The 20,360-nt window shown below is 58.9% G+C and carries 20 protein-coding genes; 18 read left to right on the top strand and 2 right to left on the bottom strand.

What is annotated here, in order from left to right; translation table 11 throughout:
- Positions 1–61: 61 nt before the first annotated feature.
- The 8 genes from GTO89_RS02270 (at position 62) to GTO89_RS02235 (ending at position 9,876) form a co-directional block, all read left to right on the top strand.
- Positions 62–1,549, top strand: coding sequence for a nitrogenase component 1 (locus tag GTO89_RS02270; RefSeq protein WP_161260453.1), 1,488 nt, complete (start codon positions 62–64; stop codon positions 1,547–1,549).
- Complete coding sequence (locus GTO89_RS02265; protein ID WP_161260452.1) at positions 1,533–2,852, top strand: nitrogenase component 1; 1,320 nt, start codon at positions 1,533–1,535, stop codon at positions 2,850–2,852. Before GTO89_RS02270 ends, GTO89_RS02265 begins: the two co-directional genes overlap by 17 nt.
- 75 nt (positions 2,853–2,927) lie before the next feature.
- Positions 2,928–3,857 carry a cysteine synthase A gene (gene cysK / locus GTO89_RS02260; RefSeq protein ID WP_161260451.1) on the top strand — a complete coding sequence of 310 codons (930 nt, stop codon included), beginning with the start codon at positions 2,928–2,930 and terminating at the stop codon, positions 3,855–3,857.
- Between the two features lie 215 nt (positions 3,858–4,072).
- Positions 4,073–4,945, top strand: coding sequence for an ABC transporter permease (locus GTO89_RS02255; RefSeq protein WP_204758155.1), 873 nt, complete (start codon positions 4,073–4,075; stop codon positions 4,943–4,945).
- Between the two features lie 19 nt (positions 4,946–4,964).
- Entirely contained in the window at positions 4,965–6,440 is a 1,476-nt protein-coding gene (locus tag GTO89_RS02250; protein ID WP_161260450.1) for a nitrogenase component 1, read from the top strand.
- Positions 6,440–7,777, top strand: coding sequence for a nitrogenase component 1 (locus GTO89_RS02245; RefSeq protein ID WP_161260449.1), 1,338 nt, complete (start codon positions 6,440–6,442; stop codon positions 7,775–7,777). Before GTO89_RS02250 ends, GTO89_RS02245 begins: the two co-directional genes overlap by 1 nt.
- Positions 7,778–7,949: 172 nt before the next feature.
- A complete protein-coding gene (locus GTO89_RS02240; RefSeq protein ID WP_161260448.1) occupies positions 7,950–8,990 on the top strand; it encodes an ABC transporter substrate-binding protein in 1,041 nt (346 codons plus the stop codon).
- Positions 8,991–9,012: 22 nt separating this feature from the next.
- On the top strand, positions 9,013–9,876 hold the full coding sequence (locus GTO89_RS02235; protein WP_161260447.1) for an ABC transporter ATP-binding protein: 864 nt from the start codon (positions 9,013–9,015) through the stop codon (positions 9,874–9,876).
- 102 nt (positions 9,877–9,978) lie between these two features.
- Here the strand turns inward: GTO89_RS02235 and GTO89_RS02230 are convergent, their stop codons facing one another.
- Positions 9,979–10,380: a pyridoxamine 5'-phosphate oxidase family protein gene (locus tag GTO89_RS02230; protein WP_161260446.1), complete on the bottom strand. Its 402-nt coding sequence runs from the start codon at positions 10,378–10,380 to the stop codon at positions 9,979–9,981.
- A gap of 134 nt (positions 10,381–10,514) precedes the next feature.
- Positions 10,515–10,922 (bottom strand): MarR family winged helix-turn-helix transcriptional regulator, encoded by a 408-nt coding sequence (locus tag GTO89_RS02225; protein ID WP_235920194.1) that lies wholly within the window; start codon positions 10,920–10,922, stop codon positions 10,515–10,517.
- A gap of 403 nt (positions 10,923–11,325) precedes the next feature.
- Here GTO89_RS02225 and GTO89_RS02220 point away from each other — a divergent pair, with 403 nt between their 5' ends.
- From GTO89_RS02220 to GTO89_RS02175, 10 genes are all read left to right on the top strand, one after another.
- Positions 11,326–12,852, top strand: coding sequence for a nitrogenase component 1 (locus GTO89_RS02220; protein ID WP_161260444.1), 1,527 nt, complete (start codon positions 11,326–11,328; stop codon positions 12,850–12,852).
- Positions 12,845–14,191, top strand: a complete 1,347-nt coding sequence (locus tag GTO89_RS02215) for a nitrogenase component 1 (protein ID WP_161260443.1) — start codon at positions 12,845–12,847, stop codon at positions 14,189–14,191. The genes GTO89_RS02220 and GTO89_RS02215 overlap by 8 nt, the downstream gene beginning before the upstream one ends.
- A 179-nt stretch (positions 14,192–14,370) precedes the next feature.
- The gene (locus GTO89_RS02210; protein ID WP_161260442.1) at positions 14,371–15,126 is read left to right on the top strand and encodes a methionine ABC transporter ATP-binding protein; all 756 of its coding nucleotides are present in this window, start codon (positions 14,371–14,373) and stop codon (positions 15,124–15,126) included.
- Positions 15,116–15,784 carry a methionine ABC transporter permease gene (locus GTO89_RS02205; RefSeq protein ID WP_161260441.1) on the top strand — a complete coding sequence of 223 codons (669 nt, stop codon included), beginning with the start codon at positions 15,116–15,118 and terminating at the stop codon, positions 15,782–15,784. The genes GTO89_RS02210 and GTO89_RS02205 overlap by 11 nt, the downstream gene beginning before the upstream one ends.
- A gap of 54 nt (positions 15,785–15,838) precedes the next feature.
- Positions 15,839–16,666: a MetQ/NlpA family ABC transporter substrate-binding protein gene (locus tag GTO89_RS02200; RefSeq protein WP_161260440.1), complete on the top strand. Its 828-nt coding sequence runs from the start codon at positions 15,839–15,841 to the stop codon at positions 16,664–16,666.
- Positions 16,667–16,694: 28 nt separating this feature from the next.
- Entirely contained in the window at positions 16,695–17,006 is a 312-nt protein-coding gene (locus tag GTO89_RS02195) for a hypothetical protein (protein ID WP_161260439.1), read from the top strand.
- Positions 17,007–17,039: 33 nt separating this feature from the next.
- The gene (locus GTO89_RS02190) at positions 17,040–17,489 is read left to right on the top strand and encodes a DUF4418 family protein (protein ID WP_161260438.1); all 450 of its coding nucleotides are present in this window, start codon (positions 17,040–17,042) and stop codon (positions 17,487–17,489) included.
- Positions 17,490–17,564: 75 nt separating this feature from the next.
- Positions 17,565–18,266: an ABC transporter ATP-binding protein gene (locus GTO89_RS02185; protein WP_161260437.1), complete on the top strand. Its 702-nt coding sequence runs from the start codon at positions 17,565–17,567 to the stop codon at positions 18,264–18,266.
- Positions 18,263–19,465 (top strand): ABC transporter permease, encoded by a 1,203-nt coding sequence (locus GTO89_RS02180; protein WP_161260436.1) that lies wholly within the window; start codon positions 18,263–18,265, stop codon positions 19,463–19,465. Before GTO89_RS02185 ends, GTO89_RS02180 begins: the two co-directional genes overlap by 4 nt.
- 15 nt (positions 19,466–19,480) lie before the next feature.
- Positions 19,481–20,305: an ABC transporter ATP-binding protein gene (locus GTO89_RS02175; RefSeq protein WP_161260435.1), complete on the top strand. Its 825-nt coding sequence runs from the start codon at positions 19,481–19,483 to the stop codon at positions 20,303–20,305.
- Positions 20,306–20,360 lie beyond the last annotated feature (55 nt).

The following is a 20,360-nucleotide window of genomic DNA, read 5'->3' as shown; positions in this document are numbered from 1 at the left end:
TCTCCCTTCTCATGATAGGGGGATCTGCCTTTTCCTTTCCTAAAAACACGAGAGGGATGTCATGAGCGGATGCAGAGTCAATGTGGATGCGCCGGAAGTGGCCATCCGCGAAATACGGATCGGCTCGATCACCGGATTTGAAGGCACCGCTGGACAACTAGTTCAGTGCGCCAGGGCCGGCAAGTTGCGGGAAAACAAGCGAACATTCAGCCAGTGCATGGGTTGCAGTTCTGGCAATGCCTTCTGCCAACTGTCCATGATCCAGGACGCGGCCATGGTTAACCATGCGCCTGTGGGTTGCGCCGGCGATTTCTTTGCCTTTAATTTTGTCTACCGGGTTGGCCAGATGGAGCGAAAGCTCCCCCCGGTGATGGGGAGATACTTCAGCACCAATATCGAAGAGAAAGACACTATCTTTGGAGCGGTGCAGAAGCTGGAGGCGACCATCCGAGAAGCCTATGCGAGGGTGAAGCCAAAGGCGATCTTTGTGACCACCTCCTGCGCTTCGGGGATCATCGGCGATGATGTGGAAAGTGTCACAGACCGGTTGTCTGAGGAATTGGGCATCCCGGTGGTGGCCTGCTTTTGTGAAGGGTTTAAATCAAAAATATGGACCACCGGATTCGATTCCGCCTACCACGCCATCGTGAGAAAAATCGTCAAGCCGCCGCGGCGCAAGACCAACAAGATCAACATCATCAACTTCTGGGGCAGCGACGTGTTTACGGATCTGCTGGGCCCGTTGGGCTATGAGCCGGAGTACATCGTGCCGTTTTCGACGGTGGAGAAGCTGGAACACATCGCCGAAGCGGCGGCCACCATCCAAATCTGTCCGACACTGGGCAGTTACCTCGGGGCGGCCCTGGAACAGGTCTATGGCGTGCCGGAGATAAAAGCCCCTCTGGCCTATGGCCTTGCCGGCACGGACGCGTGGTTGCGAGAACTCGGCAAAGTGCTTGGCAAAGCAGCCGAAGTGGAATCGATCATCGCGGCGGAAAAAGAGAAAATCCTGCCCCAACTAGAGGCCTATCGCGCGAAATTGCAAGGGAAGAGCGCCTATGTTACGGCCGGTGCTGCCCACGGTCACGCCTTGCTGGCCTTGCTCCGAGAGTTGGGCTTACAGGTGCAAGGAGCGGCGATCTTTCACCATGACCCGGTCTATGATAACGGCGATCCGCGTTCCGACATGCTGGCGCATACGGTGAAAACCTACGGAGACATTCCCAATTACAACGTCTGCAACAAACAAGCCTTTGAACTGGTCAATATCCTCCATCGCGTGCGGCCCGACCTGCTGATCGCTCGCCATGGCGGCATGACCCTGTGGGGGGCCAAGTTGGGCATCCCCACCCTGTTGATCGGCGACGAACACCTGGGTTTCGGTTATCAGGGCCTGCTCCGATACGCCGAACGAATCTTGGAGACTCTCGACAACCGGGAGTTTGTCACTAACCTGGCCAAACACAGCACGATGCCCTACACCCGCTGGTGGTTGGACCAGGACCCCTACACTTTTTTAGGAGGCTGCGCCCATGGCAACGTTGATTGAGCAGCCTCGCTTCTCTTGCGCCCTTGGCGCCCAGCAAACCGTCGTGGCCATCAAACGGGCTGTGCCCATCGTGCACGCCGGACCCGGTTGCAGCGTCAAGATCGCCAGCCTGATCGGTCAGGGAGAGGGTTATGCCGGCGGCAGCACGATCCCCTGCACGAACGCCAGCGAGCAGGAGATCGTCTTTGGCGGGGAAAACCGGCTGCGACAGGTCATCGAAGGCGCTTTTCAGGTGATCGACGCCGACCTTTTTGTGGTGCTCACCGGTTGCACCTCTGACATCGTGGGCGATGACGTGGGCCAGGTCACCCGGGAGTTTCAGGCGCTGGGAAAACCGATCGTCTTCGCCGAGACGGGGGGATTCAAGAGCAACAACTATGTGAGCCACGAACGGGTGGTTCGGGCGATCATCGAACAGTACGTCGAGCGGCATGCAGAACCGAGGCAAGGCAAGATCAAGAACATGGTCAATCTTTTCGCAACGATTCCCTATCAAGATCCCTTTTGGAACGGCAATCTGATCGAACTGAAGCGAATTCTCGAAGGAATCGGCTTGCAGGTGAACACGCTGTTCGGCGTTGATTCGGCGGGGATAAAGGAATGGCTGACGATTCCCCATGCCGAATTCAATATCCTGATCTCGGCGTGGCCCGGCGTGGATCTCGTGAAAAGCTTGCAAGAACGTTACGGAACGCCCTATTACCACTTCCCCTATCTGCCCATCGGCGGCGTGGAGACATCGAGATTTTTGCGCGGCCTCGTCGATTTCGCTCAGTTGGATCGAGACAGGGCCGAGGCATTCATCAAAAAGGAAGAAGAAAAGTTTTATTCCTACATTGAGCGCACCGCCGATTTTCTGTTGGAATTTCGCTACGGCCTGCCGCGCCGGTTTTACACGATCCTTGACGCTACCTATGCCACCGGCTTCGCCAAGTTTTTGCTCAACGAACTGGGCATCCTGCCGGCCAAACAGTACATCATCGATGATACGCCGGTGGAGCACCAGGAGCGGATCCGGGAGCAGTTCCGACACATCTCCGAACTGCGTTCTGCCGAAGTCGTCTTTTCAATCGACGGCGGGCTGATTCAGGAAGAGATCGGCGCAGAAAAACCGCAGCACCGTTCCCTGATTCTTGGCAGCGGGTGGGAGCGCGATTTGGCCCGGGAGATCCAGGCCGACCTGCTGCCGGTCGGCCCGCCGCTCACCTACCGGCTCGTGTTGCACTGCGGGTACGCCGGGTATAACGGCGGCTTGCGGGCGATTGAAGACATCTACGACCGCGTGCTGGACACCTACAAGTGACGAAAGGCGATCTAGGCGTTATCCAATCAAACGCCTTTTGTATGGAAAGGAAAAAAGCTAAGGAGGAGACCATCCATGGGCAAAATTGCCGAAAACCTCACCGAACTCATCGGGAAAACACCCCTGGTCAAACTGAACCGGGTGAACGCCGGGGCGGTTGCGCAAGTGGCGGCCAAGCTCGAGTATTTTAACCCCGCCGGCAGTGTGAAAGACCGCATCGGCTTTGCCCTGATCAAGGATGCCGAGGAGAGGGGACATATTACGCAAGATACGGTGATCATCGAGCCGACCAGCGGCAATACGGGGATCGCCTTGGCCTTTGTGGCAGCGGCTCGTGGGTACCGGCTGATCCTGACCATGCCGGAAACGATGAGTCTGGAGCGCCGCAACCTCTTGAAAGCCTACGGCGCAGAGATCGTGCTCACACCGGGATCACAAGGGATGAAAGGCGCTGTTCAACGCGCCTACGAATTGGCGGCGGAAATCCCCAACGCCTTTGTCCCGCAGCAATTCAACAATCCTGCCAACCCCCAGATCCACCGGGCAACGACGGCGGAAGAGATCTGGGCAGACACCGATGGCGCGGTGGACATCGTCGTTGGCGGCGTCGGCACGGGCGGGACGATCACCGGCGTCGGAGAGGTCTTGAAACAGTATAAAAGGGGCATTCAAGTCATCGCTGTCGAGCCCTACGACTCGCCTGTGTTGTCGGGCGGCGATCCGGGTCCCCACAAAATCCAGGGAATCGGCGCCGGCTTTGTGCCGGAAGTGTTCAACCCCGCCATCGTCGATGAAATCTACAAAGTCAAAAATGAAGAGGCCTTTGCCACCAGCCGGCGATTAGCCCGTGAAGAGGGCATCCTGGCGGGCATTTCCTCGGGCGCAGCCGCCTATGCCGCGTTGGAAGTGGCGAAACGACCGGAAAACGCCGGGAAGCTGATCGTCGTTGTCCTTCCCGATACCGGCGAGCGGTATCTGAGCACGTCGCTCTTTCAAGAGGCCTGACAAAAGCGGAATCATCCGGGACGGGTGGGGCGAACCATTCCCTTCGCTGACGAATGACACAAATTCGAATGACACAAATTCGAATGACACAACGGGGTCATAGCAACGAAGTGTCGGGCTGACCGGGCAACTGGAGGCCAGGACCTATGCGGCAGCAGGGTTCTGGCTTTTTTGTTCTTTTCCAAGAACCGACGATGAACTGGGGAGGAACCGTGATGACGGAACAGACCTATTCGTTGGCGCTTCATGAAGAGGGCGGGAGGGACATCGCGGGAGGATCGAAAGGCGAGACAACGCGGCCGCAAGTCCAAACAGCGAGCCCCTGGCTGCGCGGGCTCAGTTGGCTCGGCGAAGGTCTCTACCGGCTGCTCGCAGTCTTGCTCTTTTTGCTCCTCTGGGAAATCGCCCCCCGGTGGGGATGGGTCGACAGCACCTTCCTGCCGCCCTTTTCGCAAGTGGCCCAAGCGCTGGGGAAGCTGATCCTTTCCGGCGAACTGTTCAAACACATCGCCGCCAGCTTACAGCGGGCGTTGCTCGGCTTTTCCCTCGGTTTGGCCGTATCGATCCCCTTGGGGTTGTTGATCGGCTGGTTTCGCGGCTTTGAGCGATTCATCGACCCCCTTCTGCAAACCTTTCGGCAAACCTCGGCCATGGCCTTGTTTCCCGTGTTCATCCTGCTTTTCGGCATCGGCGAGATCTCGAAATTGGCGATCATCTTTTGGAGTGTCCAGTGGCCGATCCTTTTGAGCACCATTTCCGGGGTCAAGAATGTGGACCCCTTGCTGATCAAAGCCGCCCGATCCATGGGGGCCTCACCGCTGACACTGTTTCATAAAGTGGTGCTACCGGCTTCGTTGCCCTCGATTTTTACGGGCATTCGCCTCAGCGCCACCTACTCCATCCTGATCCTGATCGCCGCCGAGATGATGGGCGCCAAATCCGGCTTGGGCTACCTGATCTTCGACTCGGAGATCCGCTTCGAGATCGGGGAGATGTATGCGGCCATCGTGACCATGTCCCTCGTGGGGTTGGCCATCAACTACACCCTGGTGGCCCTGGAAAAACGATTTACGGCCTGGAAGGCGTAACGCCAGAGGAGGGAAGGGCATGACGATCAATCTGGACAGCCAGGAACCGGTGATCCGGGAAACACGCCTGGGCGCTGTGACAGGGTATCAGGGAACGGTGGGCGATCTGGCCTGCCAGGCGGGCGGCTGCCGGCTGAAAAACAGGGAGCGGGGGTTCACCCAGACCACCTCCTGCAGCTCCGGATGCGCCCAGGCGCTGCTCTCGCAGATCCGTGACGCCGCTGTCGTCAATCATGCGCCCCTGGGATGCGCCGGCGATACGGTCGCGCAAAATGTGACCAACCACTGGGGCGAGTACATCCGGCGCTGGCCCTATAGCAACCTGCCGGTGTTGAACACGAACATGAGCGAAAAAGAGACCGTCTTCGGCGGCGGCGAAAAGCTGAGAGGCGCCATCCGGGAAGCCCACCGGCGTTTCCAGGCGAAAGCGATTTTTGTCACCACCTCCTGCGCCTCGGCGATCATCGGCGATGACATTGCCGGTGTCGCCGACAGCCTGAAGGAGGAACTGGCGATCCCGATCATCCCTGTTTCCTGCGAAGGCTTTCGCTCCAAGGTGTGGGCCTCCGGATTTGACGCCGCCTTTCACGCCCTCTTTCAAGGCATCATCCAGCCGCCGCGCCGGAAGCGACCGGAACGGGTCAACATCATCAACTTCTGGGGACGGGCCAAGGATCGCATCACCGCATTGCTGGGCCGCCTCGGCCTGGAGCCCCAGTTCATCATCCCCTTCGCCAGCGTCGACGAGCTGGCCCACATCTCTGAGGCGGCGGCGACGCTGACCGTCTGCGGCACCCTGGGCACCTACCTGGCCGCCGGCCTGGAGCAGCGTTACGGCGTGCCCCAGGTCAAATCGCTGCCGCCCCACGGCATCGCCGGCATGGACAGTTGGCTGCGGGAACTGGGCAAAGTGGTGGGCAAGCAAGCCGAGGTGGAGGCGCTGATCGCCGAGGAAAAGGCGCGCATCGCGCCGGAGTTGGCTCAGATCCGCAGCCGGTTGCAGGGAAAGCGGGCCGTTCTCGGCATGGGTCCCGGCTTCGGCCACGGATTTCTCGGCGTCCTTGATGAGTTGGGACTCGATGTGGTCCGAGCGGTGAGCTGGCATTTCGACGCCCGCCACGATTACGGCCAGTGCCCCAAAGCGACCCAGCAGTTGGCTGAGCGCCAGGATGGGCTGCCCTTCAGTGTGGGCGATCAGCAGAACTTTGAGATCATCAATCTGCTGCGACAGATCAAGCCCGATATTTACTTCTCCCGCCATGTGGGCACCGCCGTCTGGGCCGCCAAACTGGGGATCACGACGGTTGCCGTCACCGACGAGTACAGCGCCTTTGGCTACCAGGGGCTGATCGATTTCGGTCACCGCGTCATCGACGCCCAGTTGAACCGTTCCTTTGCCCAACGGCTGTCGAGCAAGGTCAAGCTGCCCTATACGGAATGGTGGCTGTCTCAGGACGCATTTGCCCTCCTGAAGGCGGCGGAGGAGGTGGGCTGATGTCTCAATTCGTCGAACAGATCCGTCAGGTCTGCGCCCTCGGCGCCATGCAAACGGTGCTCGCCATCCCTCGCGCTGTTCCGATCCTGCATGCCGGGCCAGGTTGCGGCCAGAAGCTGTGGAGCGCCCTGGGGGAGTATCACGGCTATCAGGGGTCCGGCTACACGGGCGGTCATTCGATCCCCTGCACGAACAGCGGTGAAAAAGAGGTGATCTTCGGCGGAGACGAACGCTTGCGCGAGGTGACCGCAAACACGCTGCGCGTCATCGACGGTGATCTCTACGTGATCCTGACCGGTTGCACCGCCGACATCGTCGGCGATGATGTGGGCGAAGTGGCGCGCCGGTTTCAGGAGCAGGGAAAGCCGGTGGTCTACGCCGAGACCGGCGGGTTTAAGGGAACGAATTTTTACGGCCATGAGCGTGTCCTGGAGGCGATCATCGATCAGTATCTGAAACCGGTGGCTGCCGCAGCATCCGCCTCTGCCGTAGAACCGGGACTGGTCAACGTCTGGTCGGTCGTGCCCTATCAGGACGCCTTCTGGACGGGAAATCTGCAGGCGATCGGGCAATTGCTGCAGTCGATCGGCCTGACACCGAATATCATCTTCGGCCCGGGCGGCGGCGTCGACGCCTTGCGCCGCGTGCCGAAGGCGCAATTCAACCTGCTGCTCTCCCCCTGGGTCGGTTTGCAAACGGTCCACCATCTGGAACAGTCCTTTGGAACACCCTATTTCCACTACCCGATCTTCCCCATCGGACCGACCGAAACGGGCCGTTTCCTCCGCCAGTTGGCCGATTATGCCGGTATCGCCGGTGAGCGGGTGGAAGCCGTCATCGCCGAACAGGAGGCCCACTACTACTATTACATTGAGCGCAGCGCCGATTTTCTTTTTGAATCCCGTTCTGGCCTGCCCGGGCGGTTCGTGACCATCGCCGACAGCTTCTACGCCCTGGGGATTACGCGCTTTTTGATCCAGGATCTGGGGATGCTGCCGGAGGTGCAGTTCATCACCGATGACACACCGCCGGAACACCAGCAGGCGATCAACGGCTATTTCGAGAACATCGCCGAAGGCGTCCGTCCCCCTGTGGTTTTCGCCAATGACGGTGGCGAGGTGCGGGAGGCGTTGCGGGCCATCCGCTTTCGGGAGCGGCCGCTGATCCTCGGAAGCACCTGGGATCGGGTGAGCGCCCGGGAACTGAAGGGCTATTCCCTCTCCGTTTCCCTGCCGATCAGCGAACGGCTCGTCCTGAGCCGGGCCTACGCCGGCTATGACGGGGCCTTGCGTCTCACCGAAGACATCTACTCGGTCATCCTGAGCGACTATCAGTAGGAAGCCATACGGAGATTCCGCGATCCGTAGGGTGACCGCAAGCGACATTGCGCGGACCAGAAGCGGAGCAGAAGCAGACCAGAACCGGACTAGAAGCGGACCAGAAACGGCGGAAACAGACCATAAGCGGATCACAGGCAGACCGGGAAGGAGAGCCGGAAGGAGGAAGCCGATGGGAAAACCTCACCTGCCCCTATGGCGATGGATGACCGTGCTGCTGGTGGCGGCGTTGTTGTTGACGGGATGCGCCGGCAACGGTTCACCCAAGGAAACCGGCGCTGCCGGAGAGGCGGGAAAAGGCGGCGACGGATTATTCAAAATCCGTGTTCAGTCGCAAACCGGGTTTAACGAGTTCTGGGTGGCCGAGGAGTTGGGCTACCTGAAAGAAGAAGGCATCCAACTGGAGTATGTGGGCCTCCTCGGAGCCAGCCAGGCCGTAGCGGCGATCCTGTCAGGCGACAATGATCTGTTCATGAACCATCCGGACACGATCGTCCGGGCCATCTTGTCAGGCGCGAAACTGAAGATCACCACGCCAGGCATCCTGGACAGCCAAGAATTCCCCCATATGGTCTATTTCACGAAAGAGGGAAGCGGCATCCGTTCGCCTCATGACCTGGCCGGCAAGAAGGTGGGAGTCAGCAGCGTCAAATCCTGTCCCGACCTGGTCTTTACAGAATGGCTGCGCCAGAATCACCTGCCGAAAGATGCGGTCGAGTTTGTCGTCATGCCCGATAAGCAGCAGGAACAGGCCTTGAAACAGGGGCTGATCGATGTGGCCACCTTGCACCCGCCCTGGATCAAACGGGCGCAGAAAAATGGCGGCGTCACCATGTTGACGAACAGCTTTGAAGTCGTCAAAAGTCCGGCCGGCGGCTCCTCCGTGCGCGGCTTTAGCGAGAAGTTCATCCAGGAACACCCCGATATCGTCATCAAGTTTAACCGGGCCATGGCCAAGGCCAGGAAGTGGATCAATCAGAACCGCAAAGAAGCGGAGGCGATCGTGGCCCAGCGGTTGGGCATTAAGCCGGAAGATTGCAGCAGCTTTTACTTTGACGAAAACGATTGGGTGAAGGAGGAGTATGTGCAGGCCTGGCTCGACATGATGATCCGCAACGGCGAGTTGGAAGAGGGGAAGATCCAGGCCAAGGATCTCTACACCAACGAGTACAATCCTTACTATGTTGAGGCAAAGAAGCAAGGGGCTCTGTAGAGGCGAGGAGGGGGAGGCGCTCATGGCGACAGCGCAGCCAACGGCCAAGATTATCGCGAAAGGGGTCGGCCAGTCTTACCGGAGAAAATCAGGATTCGGCCGGTCGGGCGACGCCTACGTGGCGCTGAGGGATGTTCACCTCCAGGTGGAGAGCGGGGAGTTCCTCTCCATCGTCGGGCCGAGCGGTTGCGGGAAATCCACCTTTTTAGACATCATCGCCGGGTTGTCCGCCGCCTCGGAAGGAACGATCTTCCTCGATGGCAAGCCCATTCGCCAGCCCGACCTGGATCGCGGCATCGTGCTGCAAGGCTATGCCCTGTTCCCCTGGCGCACGATTCAAGAAAATGTCGAATTCGGTTTGGAAATCAAAAAAACACCCAAACGGGAACGGCGGGAGATCAGCCGGCGATTCATCGAACTGGTTGGCCTGAAAGGTTTCGAAGAACGCTTTCCCCATGAATTGTCAGGGGGAATGAAGCAGCGGGTGGCCATCGCCCGGGCGCTGGCCTATGACCCGGAAGTGCTGCTCATGGATGAGCCCTTTGCGGCAGTCGACGCCCAGACCCGCGAGAACCTGCAAGAAGAGTTGCTTCGTATCTGGGAAGAGACGGGAAAAACGATCATCTTTGTCACCCACAGCATCGATGAAGCCGTCTTCCTGTCCGATCGGGTGGCCGTCATGACGGGGAGTCCGGGCACGATCAAGGAGATCATTCCGATCACCCTCCCCCGGCCTCGCAAAAACGCCAGCTTGCGCAGCTCACCGGAATACAATTGGGTGCGCCATAACGTCTATGAGTCGCTCCATAACGTCAACCATGAAGAACGGAAGAACGTTGAGGCTCACGATGTGGCGGAGGCGATCGCGCCGACGGCATCTTTGTAAAAAAAAGGAGCGCCATTGACATTTGTCATTGGCGCTCCTTTTTTCGTGTGTTGCCGTTCTAAGCGGTTGTTTGGTGACCGGATAGGGGACCTCTTAAAAAACTTAAAAGTTTACGACTTTCGGCGGGTTGCCTGAAAAATCGGCGAGGATTGCTTTCCCATGTTCGATGTAGAAGGCCTCAAAAATGGGGTTATCGGCGGTCTTGTATATGGACTTTACCAGAGGGCGTTTCTCCAGGATCTTCTCTTTGATCCCTACATCGTCGCTAAATTGAACTTCCCCGCTGACCCTCACCCAGGCAAAGGACGGACTTGTTGCAGAGAACTCGATAAAAGGGGTGTGCTTGAGTTGGTTGTAAACATCCTTCGTGTTGTTTGTGCAGAAGTAAAGCTTGCCGCCTTCTTCAAACATGAACTGAAAGGGTCTGACTCGCGGTTTACCATCTTCAATGGTGGCTACGAACACAGTAGTGTTGTCGTTGAGAAATTGGATCACCTCTTGCATTTGCAAAAACTCCTTTCGAAATTATGTTGACAATCGGCGTCTCAGAATGCTGGTTCTATTGCTCACCCCCTTTACAGATGAAAAAATTAGATGTCTAACTATATGAGTAAAAATGAATGAGCCGCTTGGACCCATCACTGCTCATACAACCGAGCATGGACTCTTTTCAGTAGGCGGTCGAACAGTTCGGCTTCTTCGTCTGTGAAATCTCCGTAAAGAAGCGCATTCAGCTTATTGGAAATCTCGTCAAAGATCGGGCGTAATTCAGCGCCTTTTTGGGTCAGTTTAATATAGGTTACCCGGCTGTCGTCGTCACTTTTCTCCTTTTCCACAAAGCCGTATTGGACCAGTTTTTCCACCAAAACGGTTACTGTCGGTTTGGTTCGATGGATTTTATCGGCTAACTCCTTCATCGTATATTTTTCGCCTTGAAAAAGCATGACCAGAATGTCGCCATGGGAAGGAACGATTCCCTCAATGCCATGGCCTTCAAGCTCCTGAACAATGAATCGGGTGGCCTTTTCTCGGATGCGGCTGATCATAACAAGCGCTTTTTTTTGTTGCATAACCCTATTGTAGTTAGATATCTAATTAGAATCAAGCTCTTTGACTTTTCAATCCGGTTCACCTAGGGGATTCACCGCCGTGTAGCTCTGCCAGACCGGCGTCCCCTGTGAAGCGACGATCCCGGGAAAAAGAACAGCCTCCATCGCCAGGATTTAGGTTTGGAATTTTCCTTTAACCATATTGACAGGAAAATGTCTATCCCCTACAATTTGAACCATACAATTCCATGGAAGTTGGCCCACTAGAGAAACTAGAGGCCGAGGTGTACCGCCCCACAGGCGCGTACCCCTCGGCCTTTTTATGTTTACAGGGGAAGGGCAAGAAAGGAGCAACCGAGAGCCGATAATTCCGAATCAACGACACCGAGGGGATGATACCATGTATTTTTCGCAAAAAGAACCGCCGCGCCGGGAAGAGCGCCTGGGCGCCTGCATCGCCTTGCGCGACACCGTCTGCGGGTTTGCCAAAAAAAAGGGTTGCCGCTTTGATGACGGTGAACGGGAGTTCCGCCAAGGCTCCATCTGTTTGATGTTGCCGGCCCTGGCCATCTTGAACACCATCCCGGACAGCGTAGTCCTGATCCATGGCGCCAACGGATGCGGCTCCTGCATCCATTCGCAAAACGCCAACGCCCGCTCCGGCAGCGCACAGCGCACGGGCAAAGCGAAAGACGCGCTCTGGTTGTCGACAGCGCTCAACGAGACCGACGTGATCAGCGGCGGGGAAGAAAAACTGACCGCCGCCATTGCCGAGGCCGATCGCCGGTACCGGCCCAAAACCATTTTTGTCGTATCCACCTGTGTGCCCGGCATCATCGGTGATGATATCGACGGGGTGGCGGCCCAACTTCAGGAGAAGGTTACGGCCCGTATCGTGCCGATCCACTGCCAGGGCTTCAAGACAAAGATCTGGGCAACCGCTTATGACGCCGTGTATCACGGCATCGTGCGTCAACTCTTTGAAGGGCGCGACGAAAGCAAGGCCTCAGCCCTTCCCGGTGTCGACGAGAGCCGGCGGGAAGTGGAAGCGGAGCGGCGGAAGAAAACTGTGAACCTGATGAACGTCTCCTCCATGGGCCGCGTCGACGAGATAGAGTTGGAGCGCCTGCTGCGGGCGCTGGGGCTGGAGGTCAACATATTTCCCGTCTTTTCGGAACCGGACAGCATGGTCAAGATGACCCAGGCCGCCCTTTCCATCAGCACCTGCCCCACCCATGACGATTACATCCTGAAACACCTGAACGAAACCTACGGTGTGCCCTACCAGATCGAGCATATGCCGATCGGCATTGAAAACACAAACCGGTGGCTCCGCAACATCGCCGCCTTTTTCCACCTGGAAGACGCGGCGGAGCGCATCATTGAGCAGGAAGAGCGGGAACTGCGACAGGCCTTGGCCGAGTTGACGCCTTTTTTCGCCGGGAAAACGGTTTTTCTCAGCGCCGGCGAGTTTCGGGCGCTGGCGACAGCCAACCTGCTGGCCGAGCTGGGCTTTGCGGTGCGGGGCATCCGCTCCTTCCACCATGATGAGTTTGCCGAAGGCGAATATGCCAAGCTGGCTCGCCAGGCGAAGGACGATTTCATCATCAATATCGCCAATGTGCAGCCCTTTGAGGAAGCCAACCTGCTCAAACGACTCCAGCCCGACCTCTTCCTGGGTCATGCCAACGGCAACATGACCGCCTCGAAGCTGGGGATTCCGGCCCACGTCATCTACAACACCGGATTGAGTTATGTGGGCTACCGCGGCGCTTACGAACTGGCCCGCCGGTTGCGACGTCTGCTTCGCAATCCCGCCTTTCACGCCAATCTGGCCCGCCATGTGCGGCTGCCCTACCGCGATCAGTGGTATGCCGCCGATCCTTTCCGTTACATTCGCACCCAGGGAGGCCACGGACATGAGTAAGATTGCCTTTGTCGAACGCCCTCGCTACACCTGCGCCTCCGGCGGCGCCGTGGCCACAGTGACGGCCATTCCCGGCGCGATCCCCATCCTTCATTCCGCCCAGGGATGCGCCGGCAACTTCGCCTGGACCCAGAACGGCGGCGCAGGACTGCAGGTCGGCGGGTACTGCGGCAGTTTGACCGTCCCCAGTTCCAACGTGCAAGAACGGGACGTCGTCTTCGGTGGCGTCGACCGCTTGCGCCAGCAGATCGCCAACACCGTGGAGGTCATGGACGGCGAACTGTATGTCGTCTTGACCAGTTGCGTCACCGAGGTGATCGGTGACGACGCCGCCCCTGTGGTGGAAGAGTTCCGCGAACAGGGGACGCCAATCGCCTTTGCCGAGACGGCGGGGTTTAAGGGGAACGCCTACACCGGCTATGACCTGGTGTTGCAATCCCTGTTTCGCCAGGTGGTGGAACGGGGCGTGTCCAAACAAAAGGGCAAGGTCAACCTCTGGGGCATCCCGCCGTACCAAGACGTCTTTTGGCGGGGAAACATCGAAGAACTGCGCCGCCTGCTCGAATCGCTCGGTTTGACGGTAAACAGTTTTTTTACCGACCGGGACAGCGTGGCGGCCATCCGCCAGGCTGCGTCGGCGGAGTTGAATATCGTCGTTTCCGATGTCTACGGTGTCCAGGCGGCCGCGCTGTTTGAAGAACGGCATGGCGTTCCGTTCCTCAAAACGGCGTTGCCGGTGGGACCGGGCGCAACGGATGACTTTCTCTTGCGGGTGGGGGAACGGCTGGCCTTGGATCGCGGCGTCGTCGACCAGGTGATCCGGGCGGAACGCCGGCACTACTATCGCACCCTCGAACCGCTCACCGACTGCTACAACGATATGGATCTCCAGCGCTACGCCGTCGTCGTCGGCGACGGCAACTACGCGCCGGCCTTGGCCCGTTTCCTGGCCGATGATCTGGGCTGGTTGCCCGAGTTGGTTGTCGTCACCGACCGGTTTAATGAGCAGGAACAAGGGGATGTGGCTTCCCGGTTGCAGGGGTTTGCGTCGGGGCTGGCGCCCCATCTCGTCTTCGAGAGCGACGGCAGGCAGATCATCAGCCACTTTAACCGCCTGTGGCCGCCCAATCAAAACCAAAAGTACTACAACGCTTTCAGTCCCGCCTTTGTCCTGGGCAGTTCCCTCGAACGGGAACTGGCCGCCACCCTGGCCGCCGGCCACCTCAGCGTCAGCTTCCCCGTCGCCAACCGGGCTGTGCTGGATCGAGGCTATACGGGGTACCGGGGCGGGTTGCGCCTTACCGAAGATTTGCTCAGCGCCATCGTCGCGGGACGGTAGCAGATCAATTCCCGGAGGCAGCCTCTTCCAGAGGCGCGACGCCTAAGACTCATTCGGGAAGGTCTGACGCTTCGGTCGAAAACAATCAAATTGTGAAAAAGGGCTGACTGGATCACCAGAGGCCCCTGCGCGTCTACAGCGGTTGACGCGCAGGGTTCTTTTTCGTGAGGAGGAGGTTCATGCTCGAAGTCAAGCATCTGCGCAAGACCTATCTCACCCAACAGGGCGCTGTGGAGGCGCTGAAGGATGTGTCCTTTCGGGTAGAACAGGGAGACATCCTCGGGATCATCGGTCTCAGCGGCGCCGGCAAGTCCACTTTGATCCGCTGCCTGAATCGGCTGGAGGAACCCGATGCTGGTGAAATCCTTTTGCGAGATCACGATGTCATGGCGATGAAAGGCAAAACCTTGCGGCAGACCCGCATGAAGATCGGCATGATTTTTCAGCATTTTCACCTGTTCGATGCTCGCACCGTTTGGAAAAATGTAGCCTTTCCCCTGGAGGTCGCTCGGCTCTCCAAGGATGTCATCGAAAAACGTGTCAAAACGCTGCTGGATCTGGTGGGCCTGACGGAAAAACGGGACGCCTATCCATCCCAACTCAGCGGAGGCCAGAAACAGCGTGTTGGCATCGCCCGGGCGCTCGCCATGGAGCCGGAACTGCTGCTCTGCGATGAGGCCACATCCTCGTTGGACCCGCTGACGACCCGTTCCATTCTTGAACTGCTGCAGGACATCAACCTGCGTTTAGGGGTCACCATCGTCCTGATCACCCATGAGATGGATGTGGTGCGCCAAATCTGCCGCCATGTGGCCGTGTTGGAAGATGGTCGAGTCATCGAAGCGGGTACGCCCGATGAGGTTTTCCGCAAGCCCCGAAGCGCAACGCTGCGCCATTTTCTCCAGCATCGGGAGGTGAGCCGGTGTGCAGGATGACCTGTGGGGATTGTTGGTCACTGGCTTCGGAGAGACCTTGTACATGGTGGGGTTCTCCACCGTGCTTGCACTCCTCTTGGGATTGCCCTTGGGCGTCGCCCTGGTATTGACCAGCCCCGGTCACCTGCTCTCCCTGCCGGCGGTTCACAAGATCCTCGAATCGACAGTCAACGCGACCCGTTCCTTTCCCTTTATCATCCTGATCGTCCTCTTGTTGCCCCTAGCGCGGCTGCTGGTGGGGACGACACTTGGGTCTACAGCGGCGGTGGTGCCCCTGGCCATCGGTTCTGCCCCCTTTTTGGCCCGGATCATTGAGAACAGCCTGAAGGAAGTGGAGCGGGGGAAGATTGAGGCGGCCGTCGCCATGGGCACAGCGCCCCTGGATATTGTCGTCAAGGTGCTTATCCCAGAAGCGATGGCGTCGCTCGTGCGGGGCATCACCCTGGCCATCATCACCATCACCAGTTTTTCAGCCACCGCCGGGGCGATCGGCGCCGGCGGCCTTGGAAGCCTGGCCATCCGCTACGGCTACCAGCGTTACCGTGACGACATCATGGTGGCCACCGTCCTTGTCCTCATATTGCTGGTCCAGGGGATCCAGTGGTCGGGCAACCGGCTCGCACTGACCATCGATCGACGGCGCCATCAGGTCCAATAATCAGGCGCCATCACTCAATAAATAGAAGAAAAAGTGAAAAGGAGCGATCAAAGTATGAAAAAGGTGTTATCTCTGGCCATCGTCGCCCTCGTCAGCATGGGCATCCTGGCCGGATGCGGCGGCAAAACCAGTTCATCCGGCATTCCCGCCAGCGCGTCCGCCCCCAAAACGCTGAAGGTCGGCGCCGCCAATGTTCCCCATGCGGAGATCCTCAATTTTGTCAAACCCAAGTTGCAACAGCAGGGCGTCAACCTGGAAGTGATTGTCCTCGATGATGAGGTGCAACTGAACCCCGCCCTGGCTGACAAGCAAATCGACGCTAACTATTTTCAGCATGTGCCCTACCTGAATGCTGTTTCCAAGGAAAAGGGCTATGCCTTTACAGTGGCCTCCAAGATCCATGTAGAGCCCATCGGCCTTTACTCGAAAAAACATACGTCCATCGCTCAATTGCCGGAAAAGGCGGTCATCGCCGTGCCGAACAACCCCTCAAATGAGTACCGGGCGCTCGTGTTGTTGCAGAAAAATGGCTTGATCAAGCTGAAAGAAGGGCTGGCCGACTACCAGGCGACGCCGCGGGACATCATCGACAACCCGAAACAACTGAAGTTTGTGGAAGTCGACGCGGCCCAACTGACACGCACACTGCCTGATGTAGACGGCGCCGTCATCAACACGAATTTCGTCTTGGAGGCGAAAATCGATCCCAATTCTGCTCTGTTTCGTGAAGACGCCGACTCCCCCTACGCCAATGTGCTTGTCGTCCGCAAGGGCGATGAGACGCGCGATGACATTCAAAAGTTAAACGCCGCCCTGCAATCGTCCGAAGTAAAGCAATTCCTGAAAGACAAATACAAGGGCGCCGTCGTTCCTGCCTTCTAACAAGAACAAAGCGCTGAAGGAGGAGCCTATGACACTTCGCAACTACACCTGGTTTTCCCTGATCGTCTTTGTCCTGGCCATCGGGCTGCTGTCTCAAGGATGGAACCGCAATCCCCTTTCACCCGGCGGCGGCGACCACCATGGGGCGGGCGCCACCCATAGCATGGATGGGGTTTCTCCGGCAGGGCACAATCCTGCGGTGGCGGGGACAAATCAGCAGGGCGAGAACCATCTGCAGGAGGGGAACCATTCGCGGGATGGCGAGCCATCGCCGGATCGCAGCACTGGGCAGGTGGAAAGTCATCAGGCCAACGATAGGTCGGGTCACCACGGAAAGTAAGGGTAGAAAAGGGAAAGAAAGGACAGAAAAGCCATGGACCGCAAGTGGACGTTGCTTGCTTACGTCTCCATGTTCCTCAGCGTGGCGCTGCTTGCCACACCGAAATTCGCGCCGATCTGCACGGAGATGATGATCACCCAGTCGGGCGCTGCTGTGCCCATGCGCTGCCACTATGCTTTCCAGGCCGAATATCTCGTCGGGATCTTCGCTTTGTTGCTCTCGGGCGGCCTGCTGGCCCTCAAAGAATCGGGAGGGCGGCGCGTCCTCAGCCTGCTCCTCATCGCCAGCGGCGCTTTCGTCTTCCTCATACCGCAGAGTTGGCTGATCGGCATCTGCGCCAAAGACACGATGGATTGCCACCGGACCGCCCACTGGATGTACGCCTGGGCAGGATTGCTGATTGCCAACAGCGGCTTTTTGGCCTGGCTGACGAGAGAGGTGAAGGAAACCCCCACCGATTTCAACGAGGCGGCCCATTTTTGAAACGCGAATAACCGCGCAATCGCGTCCATTCAGAAGCAAGGGACACCGGCCATTGGCGAGAGGAGGTCATGATCATTGATCCTAGAGGCGAGCAACGTAACGAAGAGGTATGGCGCCCAGACGATCCTGCAGTCCCTGTCCTTGCAACTCGACCGGGGGCAGTCGTTGGCCCTCCTCGGACCATCGGGAAGCGGCAAGACCACCTTGCTGTCCCTGCTGGGGCTGCTGATGGCGCCCAGCTCCGGCGAGATCCGGCTGCTCGGCCAATTGACAGGGAACCTGAAGGACTCTGACCTGTCGCTCCTGCGCAACCGCCATATCGGCATCGTTTTTCAAAGCGCCCAGTTGATCGGCCCTTTGACGGTTTGGGAGAACGTGCTCCTGCCGGCTCACTTGGCAGGGAAGTCGGAGGAGAAACGGTCGCGAGCCGGGGAACTGCTGGAGAGCCTGCGCTTATCGGGGCGCATCAACCATCGACCCCATCAACTCAGTTACGGCCAGAAGCGGCGTGTCGCCCTGGCTAGGGCCTTGCTGATGGAGCCGTCGCTGCTGCTGGCCGATGAACCGACCAATGATCTGGATCCTCTGACGGCCAAAAAGGTGACGGAACTGCTGCTTGATTGGACCCAGCGCGGCGGCGCGCTGGTCGTGGCCACCCATGATCGCGAACTCGCCCGCTCGGCCGACCGCCGCTTCGTCATCGAAGAGGGCCGCCTGGTGGAGGCAGAGCCGGCAAAAGTCGCCGGCAAAGAGAGGGAGGAAGTCGCAGCATCATGATCCGCATCGTCTGGCAAAGTCTCCGACGCCGGCGCGTCCAGTCGGTGGCGGCGCTGACCGGCATCGCCGTCGGTGTCGCCATCCTCACGGCGGTCTATCTGCTCTATCAGGGGCTGGAGGAGGGCGTTCGCGTCGGCGCCAATCGTGTCGGCGCCGACTTGCTCGTCATCCCAGCAGAAGTGAATGTCGAACCGGGTCAGGCCTTGTTCACCGGCGCGCCCCTGAACATCTACATGCCGAAACAGTACGCCCAGGAGGTGGAACGCCTCCCTGGGGTGCGGCAGGTGGAAGGGCGATTTTTCACGCAGACACTGAACGAGAGCTGCTGCACCCTCCAGGAAGAGCTTCGCCTGATCGGCGTCGATCCGCAAATCGGGGGCACGCTCGCCTCCCTGGCCCCGGCCCTGCAAGGCAAAGAGCTCAATCCCGACGAGATCCTCGTCGGCAGCCAGATCGTCGGCGGGATTCCCGGCAACCGGATCTTTGTCCATGGCGAACTCTTCCGCATCGCCGCTGTCCTCGACGCCACGGGAACGGGGCTCGACAAATCGATCCTGATGCCCGGCGATACGGCGAGACGGCTGGCGAAAGGGAGCAAGGAACTGCAAGGGTTCTGGCAAAAGGCCGGGCCTCCGGAAGACCTGCTCTCAGAACTGCTCGTCCATGTCAACGATCCCCGAGAAGGAAAGGCCGTGGCCGACGCCATCGGTCGGCTCGGTCCGCTGCGCGTCCTGCAGACGAACGAGATGTTTCAACAGACGAAACAGCAGATGCATCTGATTTTCACCTTGCTGACCGGGGCGGGTCTGCTGGCGGTGGCAGCGAGCGCGATTCAATTGGCTGCTCGCTTTGCCGGCGCCACCTGGGAGCGAAAAGGGGAGTGGGGGCTCTATCGCGCCCTGGGCGCATCACGACGGCAACTGCTCCAATTGGTGCTGGCCGAGGCGCTTCTCCTGTCGGTCGGCGGCGCGGCGATCGGCCTGCTGCTGGGCGGTTTGCTCTACAGTGAGACGTTGTCGCTCATCCGTTCTTATCATGCCATCCCGTTTTTGGTCCCTACCTGGGACCGGCTGGCGATCACGGCGGGGGCGGCGATCAGCCTATTCACCGGAATCGGCCTTGCCGCCGCCGGCATAACGGCTCACCGGGTGGCGAACATCCCGCCTTGGCTGGCCATGGTCAGGGGCGATGTGGATTAAAGGAGGGAGTGGCCCATGAGTTCCTTGGCGGCAGCACCCCGGCCCGCTTCCTCCCAGGAGGCTGAAGCGGGCCGGATCGAGGCGCAGCGAATCAGCCGGCTCTTTCAGCAGGACGCCGGTCCCGACATCCATGCCTTAGAAGAGGTTGCTCTGGAGATCGAAGCGGGAAAATTTTATTCCTTGCTGGGGCCGAGCGGATGCGGCAAGTCGACGCTGCTGCGGATCATCGCCGGGCTGGATGCGGCCACCTCAGGCCATGTCACTTTGGATGGCGAGGTGATTCAGGGACCCCACTACCTGCGGGGCATGGTCTTTCAAAACCCGACCCTCTTTCCCTGGAAGACGATCGAACAAAACATCGCCGTCGGTCTGGAGGCGCGCGGGATCGTGAAGGAAAAAGGCCATGAGGTGGGCGAGTACCTGCGCCTGGTCGGGTTGGAGGGATTCGCCAAGGCCTACCCGCACCAGGTGTCCGGGGGGATGGCCCAGCGGGCGGCCCTCGCGCGGGCGCTCGTCAACCATCCCAAAGTCCTGTTGATGGATGAGCCGCTAGGCGCGCTGGATGCCTTTACACGCATGCAGATGCAGGAAGAACTCTTGCGCATCTGGCAAAACCGGGGGACGACGATCGTCTTCGTCACCCATGACATCGATGAAGCCATTTATCTGAGCGACAAAATTGTGATCATGACGCCAAGACCGGGCAAGATCCGGGAGACCATTGAGGTGCCTTTGGGCCGACCGCGCAGCCGCAGTCACCCCGATTTCTGGAGGATCCGGTCGCACATCCTGGAGATCTTCGGCTTTACACCGCAGACCATCGAAAGCTACACGATTTAACACCGAGCTGACACCGATACCGGCAAACAAGCGAATTGAGCCTGTGAACGCCCTT

This window comes from Heliomicrobium gestii, assembly GCF_009877435.1.
In the GTDB taxonomy this organism is placed as follows: Bacteria; Bacillota; Desulfitobacteriia; order Heliobacteriales; family Heliobacteriaceae; genus Heliomicrobium; species Heliomicrobium gestii.
Note: the sequence above shows the minus strand (reverse complement) of the source record. Positions and strands in the feature narration are given on the sequence as shown.

Excerpts from the sequence above, each read along its gene's own strand:
- GTO89_RS02195 (WP_161260439.1), top strand. The coding sequence starts at position 16,695 with ATGACACTTCGCAACTACACCTGGTTTTCCCTGATCGTCTTTGTCCTG.
- GTO89_RS02230 (WP_161260446.1), bottom strand. The coding sequence starts at position 10,380 with ATGCAAGAGGTGATCCAATTTCTCAACGACAACACTACTGTGTTCGTA.
- cysK (WP_161260451.1), top strand. The coding sequence starts at position 2,928 with ATGGGCAAAATTGCCGAAAACCTCACCGAACTCATCGGGAAAACACCC.
- GTO89_RS02190 (WP_161260438.1), top strand. The coding sequence starts at position 17,040 with ATGGACCGCAAGTGGACGTTGCTTGCTTACGTCTCCATGTTCCTCAGC.
- GTO89_RS02210 (WP_161260442.1), top strand. The coding sequence starts at position 14,371 with ATGCTCGAAGTCAAGCATCTGCGCAAGACCTATCTCACCCAACAGGGC.
- GTO89_RS02250 (WP_161260450.1), top strand. The coding sequence starts at position 4,965 with ATGACGATCAATCTGGACAGCCAGGAACCGGTGATCCGGGAAACACGC.
- GTO89_RS02270 (WP_161260453.1), top strand. The coding sequence starts at position 62 with ATGAGCGGATGCAGAGTCAATGTGGATGCGCCGGAAGTGGCCATCCGC.
- GTO89_RS02220 (WP_161260444.1), top strand. The coding sequence starts at position 11,326 with ATGTATTTTTCGCAAAAAGAACCGCCGCGCCGGGAAGAGCGCCTGGGC.
- GTO89_RS02265 (WP_161260452.1), top strand. The coding sequence starts at position 1,533 with ATGGCAACGTTGATTGAGCAGCCTCGCTTCTCTTGCGCCCTTGGCGCC.
- GTO89_RS02235 (WP_161260447.1), top strand. The coding sequence starts at position 9,013 with ATGGCGACAGCGCAGCCAACGGCCAAGATTATCGCGAAAGGGGTCGGC.
- GTO89_RS02175 (WP_161260435.1), top strand. The coding sequence starts at position 19,481 with ATGAGTTCCTTGGCGGCAGCACCCCGGCCCGCTTCCTCCCAGGAGGCT.
- GTO89_RS02200 (WP_161260440.1), top strand. The coding sequence starts at position 15,839 with ATGAAAAAGGTGTTATCTCTGGCCATCGTCGCCCTCGTCAGCATGGGC.
- GTO89_RS02245 (WP_161260449.1), top strand. The coding sequence starts at position 6,440 with ATGTCTCAATTCGTCGAACAGATCCGTCAGGTCTGCGCCCTCGGCGCC.
- GTO89_RS02215 (WP_161260443.1), top strand. The coding sequence starts at position 12,845 with ATGAGTAAGATTGCCTTTGTCGAACGCCCTCGCTACACCTGCGCCTCC.
- GTO89_RS02240 (WP_161260448.1), top strand. The coding sequence starts at position 7,950 with ATGGGAAAACCTCACCTGCCCCTATGGCGATGGATGACCGTGCTGCTG.
- GTO89_RS02255 (WP_204758155.1), top strand. The coding sequence starts at position 4,073 with ATGACGGAACAGACCTATTCGTTGGCGCTTCATGAAGAGGGCGGGAGG.
- GTO89_RS02180 (WP_161260436.1), top strand. The coding sequence starts at position 18,263 with ATGATCCGCATCGTCTGGCAAAGTCTCCGACGCCGGCGCGTCCAGTCG.
- GTO89_RS02225 (WP_235920194.1), bottom strand. The coding sequence starts at position 10,922 with ATGATCAGCCGCATCCGAGAAAAGGCCACCCGATTCATTGTTCAGGAG.